This window comes from Caballeronia sp. M23-90, assembly GCF_053574605.1.
The window spans coordinates 1-5,625 of sequence record NZ_JBSIPA010000423.1; the positions used below are offsets into that span (position 1 = coordinate 1).

Sequence of the window (5,625 nt, forward strand, 5' to 3'; positions counted from 1 at the left end):
CCGGCCGGCGGTTGTCTGGGACGGCGCACGAACCTTGCGCGTGAATGGTTTATACCGGCACGGCTACATGATCGTGCCCGAAGTCGCGGACACCGCCCGCGCGCTCGCCGAAGCGTTGCTCGGCGGCGCGATCAATAACCCCGATTCCTTCGATGACTGGCGCCAGCAGGCCCGCTGGTCCGCGTTGCTGCGCTGCGAACACCCGGCGTCCGTGCTTTGAGATTCATCATGAACATTCACATCAATCAACAACCGTTTTCCGTCTCCGATGCCGCCACCGTCACCGACGCGCTCGCCGCTTTCGGCGCAAAACCGCCGTTCGCCGTGGCCCTGAACGGCGAGTTCGTGGCGCGCGGCGAGCATGCATCGAAGGCGCTCAATGCCGGCGACAAACTCGATATTGTCTCGCCGGTCGCCGGCGGCTGAGCATTCATAAAAGGATCGATCATGACCTCCACGATCACCACCGCCGATACCCTCACGCTCTACGGCACGTCTTTCCCGAGCCGCGTATTGCTGGGGACCTCGCGCTATCCGTCGTTGCAATCGCTGTCGGATTCCATCGATGCCGCCCGTCCCGGCATGGTCACCGTCGCATTGCGGCGCCAGTCGAACACGGGTGAAGCCGGTTTTTTCGATGTCTTGAAGCGCCACGGCGTCGCATTGCTGCCGAACACAGCGGGCTGCCAGACGGTGGACGAAGTGCTCACCACAGCGCGAATGGCGCGCGAACTCTTCGATACCCCCTGGCTCAAGCTCGAACTCATCGGCGACGACTACACGCTTCAGCCCGACCCGATTGGCCTGGTCGAGGCCGCCGGAATACTGATCCGCGAAGGCTTCAAGGTGCTGCCGTATTGCACGGAGGACCTGGTGATCGGCCGGCGTCTGCTCGATGTCGGCTGCGAGGCGCTGATGCCGTGGGGCGCGCCGATCGGCACGGGGAAGGGCGTGACGAACCCCTACGGATTGCGCACGTTGCGTGAGCGGTTGCCGGATGTGCCGCTTATCGTCGATGCCGGTCTGGGCGTGCCGTCGCATGCGTGTCAGGTAATGGAATGGGGTTTCGACGGCGTGTTGCTGAACACGGCCGTCTCGCAGGCCACGTTTCCGCCGCAGATGGCCCGCGCGTTTGCGCTGGGCGTCGAGGCGGGGCGGATGGCCTATCTGGCAGGTCCAATGGCCGAGCGCGATAGCGCGCAGGCGAGCACGCCGGTTGTCGGCATGCCGTTCTGGCATCAAGACGGGAGTGCTGCATGAGTTTGTTGTCGCAGGATCGAGAAATATTCTGGCCACCCGCCGACGAACTCCTGGAAGCCGCCGAGCGAATTCGCCGGCGCCTGGGGGACTGGCCGGCGGCATCGAAGCAATGGCGGATTTGCTTGAGCGCGCCGGATCGTCCGCTGAAGGGGGATTTGGTCGTGGGCTGCGGTTCCTCCGCAGAGGCGGCGGATGGCGTGGGCTTGCTGGCAGCCACCGCGGGCCACGCGACGCTGCAGCTCGATGGCGTGGAATACGCGCTCAATGGCGAATGGTCGGACGACTGGCTCGCAGCATTGGCCGCGTTCCTGGATTGCGGATTCGAGCCGCACGACGCGCTTGTGCTGGCGCTCGCCTGGCGCCCATCGAACCTGGACGAACTCGATGCCTGGCCCGTGGACTTTTACACCTTCCCGAAGGTGGCAAATTTGCCGTCCGCACCGTCGAAGCCCTTCCCGCATTGCCCGGACCGGCTGGGCCTGTACGCCGTGCTGCCAAGCGCGGAATGGGTTGAACAGGTTCTGGACCACGGAGTGAGGACGGTGCAATTGCGCCGTAAATCGGCCGATTCTGGTGATTTGAAGCAGGAAATCGAGCGTGCGATGGCTGCGGGCGCCAAACATGACGCCCAGTTGTTCATCAACGATCATTGGCAGGCAGCGGTCCGCGCCGGCGCTTACGGCGTCCACCTTGGGCAGGAAGACGTCGATACGGCCGACCTGAACGCCATCGCAGAAGCCGGGCTGCGCCTCGGGCTATCGACGCACGGTTACTACGAAATGCTGAAGGCGCTGCATTTCAAACCAAGCTACCTTGCGCTTGGTGCGGTATTTCCGACAACGACCAAGGTCATGCCAACCGCGCCGCAAGGTTTGTCGCGTCTGGCACGATATGTGCGCTTGCTCGACGGCATTGTTCCGCTTGTTGCAATTGGCGGCGTGAATGGTTCCGTGCTGCAGCAAGTGCTGTCGACCGGTGTAGGAAGCGCAGCAGTCGTTCGCGCCATTACAGAGGCGCCAGAGCTCGCGTCCGCCATTTCTGCGCTGCAACAGGAATTCGCGCGATAATGCAGCCGAATCGGAAAAAACTTCATTTGTTTTGATCAGTCGAAAGGGACCGTCACGTCGCTGCAAGCGCACGGGCCCTATAATTCGGCCCCTTGCGTAAAAGGATTGTCAGCCCCTGTGTCAGCTTCTCCCGAGACTTTGCTAGAGCTTCGCGACGTCGATTTCGGCTACGGCGACCGGCTCATCCTGTCGAAACTCAACATGCGCTTCAAGCGCGGTCAGGTCGTGGCCGTCATGGGCGGCTCCGGCTGTGGCAAGACGACCGTGCTGCGCCTGATCGGCGGACTTGTGAAGGCGCAAAAAGGCCAGGTGCTTTTCGGCGGCAAGGACGTCGGCGCGCAGACGCGCGACGGCCTCTACGAATTGCGCCGGAAAATGGGCATGCTGTTCCAGTTCGGCGCGCTCTTCACCGACCAGACTGTTTTCGACAATGTCGCGTTCCCGTTACGGGAACACACCGATCTTCCCGAGGAACTGCTGCGTGACCTCGTGCTGATGAAGCTCAATGCGGTCGGGCTTCGCGGTGCGCGGGATCTGTCGCCATCGGAGATATCGGGCGGTATGGCGCGCCGCGTGGCGCTTGCCCGCGCGATCGCGCTCGACCCCGAACTGATGATGTACGACGAACCGTTCGCCGGCCTCGATCCCATCTCGCTCGGCATTACGGCCAACCTCATCCGCACGTTGAACAGCGCGCTGGGCGCCACGTCCATTCTCGTCACGCACGATGTGCCGGAGTCGTTCGCCATTGCCGATTACGTGTATTTCATCGCGAACGGCGGGATTCTGGCGGAAGGCACGCCGGCGGAATTGCGGGCGTCGCAGGAACCCTCGGTGCGGCAATTCATCGACGGCGCGCCCGACGGTCCCTTCAAATTTCACTATCCAAGCACGACGCCGCTCGCGGCGGACTTTGGTATCGGAGCAAAGGCATGATCAGCGCCATCGGACGCTCGGTGCTCGGCAGCTTCGGCACGATCGGATACGCGACGCGCATGTTCCTGCGCCTGGTCGTCGAATTCTTTCCGTTGCTGCGCCGCCCGCGCCTTGTCACGAAACAGATCCACTTCGTCGGCAATTATTCGCTGCTGATTATCGGCGTGTCGGGCTTGTTCGTCGGCTTCGTGCTGGGTTTGCAGGGCTATCTAACCCTCAACCGGTACGGCTCCGAGCAAGCACTTGGGCTGCTGGTGGCGCTGTCGCTCGTGCGTGAACTCGGTCCCGTGGTCACGGCCCTGTTGTTTGCCGGCCGCGCGGGAACGTCGCTGACGGCGGAAATCGGCCTGATGAAGGCGGGTGAGCAACTCACCGCCATGGAAATGATGGCCGTCGATCCGCTCAAGGTGGTCGTGGCGCCGCGTTTCTGGGCCGGGATCATCGCCATGCCGGTACTGGCGGCTATTTTCAGCGCGGTCGGCATTTTCGGCGGATATGTAGTGGGCGTGCTGATGATCGGCGTGGATTCCGGTGCGTTCTGGTCGCAGATGCAGGGCGGCGTGGATGTCTGGAGCGACGTCGGCAACGGCGTGATCAAGAGCATTGTGTTCGGCTTTGCGGTCACGTTCATCGCGCTGTTCCAGGGCTACGAAGCGCAGCCCACGCCGGAAGGCGTATCGCGCGCGACCACAAAAACGGTTGTGTACGGGTCTCTTGCCGTGCTCGGACTGGACTTTTTGCTGACCGCGCTGATGTTCAACTGACGTTTCGGCCTGCGGCCCGATTACCGGGTCGCAGACGTTGTGAAGGGCACAGACCTTCACGCAAAAAACTGCGACAAGATTCTTTGGGAAGACGATGAAAAAGACTGCTGCTCTCGACTTTTGGGTCGGCCTCTTCGTGGTGCTGGGTTTCGTGGCGCTGTTATTCCTTGCACTGAAGGCCGGCAATATGAACGCAATGTCGTTTCAGCCGACCTATCCGGTCAAGCTGAAGTTCGACAATATCGGCGGATTGAAGCCGCGTGCGCCGGTGAAAAGCGCGGGCGTGACGGTGGGCCGTGTTGCGAATATCGGCTTCGACCAGAATACGTATCAGGCGCAGGTCACGATCGATATCGACAAGCAGTATCAGTTTCCTAAGGATTCGTCGGCGAAGATCCTGACGTCGGGCTTGCTCGGCGAACAGTACATCGGGCTCGAGCCAGGCGGCGACGACCAGATGCTCAAGAGCGGCGACACGATTTCGATGACGCAATCGGCCGTGGTTCTCGAGAACCTGATCGGGCAGTTCCTGTACAACAAGGCGGCGGATTCGGGCGCATCCAAGCCGGCATCGCCTGGCGCTGGAGCGCCAGCCGCTGCAACGCCCGCAGCTCCGTCGTTCCCGGGCGCGGCTAGCGCAATGGGCGCAAGCGCTGCAGGTCAATGATCCGGACTTATTGATCCGGCAAAATTCAGGCAGCCGAAGGCAGGCATATTTCGCAGTGCGAGCCAGCCTTCGGGTCAGCGACAATAAGGAGAAGAACAAAATGCAGGCAATGCGCGTAAAGAACGCGGCCGTGGTGCTCGCGGTGGCGGTGCTTGCCGGGTGCGCGACTGTGACCACGCCCACGAAGGGCGATCCGTTCGAAAGCTATAACCGGACGATGTTCACGATCAACGACAAGATCGACCAGGTCGCGCTCAAGCCGATTGCGAAGGGTTATGTGTTCATCACGCCGCAGCCGGTGCGCGACAGCGTGACGAACTTCTTTGGCAATATCGGCGATATCTACACGGCCGCGAACAATCTCGTGCAGTTGCGGATTGCGGACGGCGTGTCGGACATCATGCGCGTGGTGATGAACTCGATCTTCGGCGTGGCGGGTCTCTTCGACGTGGCGAGCGTCGCGGGCTTGCCCAAGCACAATCAGGATTTCGGCTTGACGCTTGGCCACTATGGCGTGCCGTCGGGTCCTTACGTCGTGTTGCCGCTGCTCGGACCGAGCACGGTAAGGGATACGGCCGGTACGGTGGTTGACTATTTCGGCAACGTGACGAGTTATGTCGATCCGACCTGGTTCCGCACGACGCTGTTTGGTGTGGAACTGGTGAACACGCGTGCGAACCTGCTCGGCGCAAGCGACGTACTGGCTGACGCCGCGCTCGACAAATACTCGTTCGTCCGCAATGCGTACCTTCAGCGCCGTCAGTATCTGCTCGGCAATCAGGACAACACGGCCGTTCCGGATTACGGCGACACGGGCAACGAGCCGCTACCGAAATATGACGACGTAAATGCGCCGGCAGGCGCGGGAGCTGCTTCAGGTGTATTGGCGTCGCCGCCGGCAGGCTCGGCATCGGCGCCGCAAGCGGCTTCA

7 protein-coding genes and 1 pseudogene are annotated in these 5,625 nt (G+C 62.0%); all 8 read left to right on the plus strand.

What is annotated here, in order from left to right:
• Nucleotides 1-220: pseudogene (locus ACRXB1_RS28835) on the plus strand (FAD-dependent oxidoreductase); the annotation flags it as partial.
• A gap of 8 nt (nt 221-228) precedes the next feature.
• Nucleotides 229-426: a sulfur carrier protein ThiS gene (thiS, locus tag ACRXB1_RS28840; RefSeq protein WP_075358633.1), complete on the plus strand. Its 198-nt coding sequence runs from the start codon at nt 229-231 to the stop codon at nt 424-426.
• Between the two features lie 21 nt (nt 427-447).
• Nucleotides 448-1,260, plus strand: a complete 813-nt coding sequence (locus ACRXB1_RS28845; protein ID WP_056355552.1) for a thiazole synthase — start codon at nt 448-450, stop codon at nt 1,258-1,260.
• Nucleotides 1,257-2,327, plus strand: a complete 1,071-nt coding sequence (thiE, locus tag ACRXB1_RS28850) for a thiamine phosphate synthase (protein ID WP_449493969.1) — start codon at nt 1,257-1,259, stop codon at nt 2,325-2,327. Before ACRXB1_RS28845 ends, thiE begins: the two co-directional genes overlap by 4 nt.
• Nucleotides 2,328-2,444: 117 nt before the next feature.
• On the plus strand, nt 2,445-3,263 hold the full coding sequence (locus ACRXB1_RS28855; protein ID WP_062168109.1) for an ABC transporter ATP-binding protein: 819 nt from the start codon (nt 2,445-2,447) through the stop codon (nt 3,261-3,263).
• Complete coding sequence (gene mlaE, locus ACRXB1_RS28860) at nt 3,260-4,027, plus strand: lipid asymmetry maintenance ABC transporter permease subunit MlaE (RefSeq protein WP_056355557.1); 768 nt, start codon at nt 3,260-3,262, stop codon at nt 4,025-4,027. The genes ACRXB1_RS28855 and mlaE overlap by 4 nt, the downstream gene beginning before the upstream one ends.
• 94 nt (nt 4,028-4,121) lie before the next feature.
• Nucleotides 4,122-4,694 carry an outer membrane lipid asymmetry maintenance protein MlaD gene (mlaD, locus tag ACRXB1_RS28865; RefSeq protein WP_449493970.1) on the plus strand — a complete coding sequence of 191 codons (573 nt, stop codon included), beginning with the start codon at nt 4,122-4,124 and terminating at the stop codon, nt 4,692-4,694.
• Between the two features lie 100 nt (nt 4,695-4,794).
• Nucleotides 4,795-5,625: MlaA family lipoprotein (locus ACRXB1_RS28870; RefSeq protein WP_449493971.1), on the plus strand; the 831-nt coding region annotated here is incomplete at its 3' end.

Bases quoted from the DNA above. Each gene is read 5' to 3' on its own strand.
- thiE (WP_449493969.1), top strand. From the start codon at position 1,257: ATGAGTTTGTTGTCGCAGGATCGAGAAATATTCTGGCCACCCGCCGAC.
- thiS (WP_075358633.1), top strand. From the start codon at position 229: ATGAACATTCACATCAATCAACAACCGTTTTCCGTCTCCGATGCCGCC.
- mlaE (WP_056355557.1), top strand. From the start codon at position 3,260: ATGATCAGCGCCATCGGACGCTCGGTGCTCGGCAGCTTCGGCACGATC.
- mlaD (WP_449493970.1), top strand. From the start codon at position 4,122: ATGAAAAAGACTGCTGCTCTCGACTTTTGGGTCGGCCTCTTCGTGGTG.
- ACRXB1_RS28845 (WP_056355552.1), top strand. From the start codon at position 448: ATGACCTCCACGATCACCACCGCCGATACCCTCACGCTCTACGGCACG.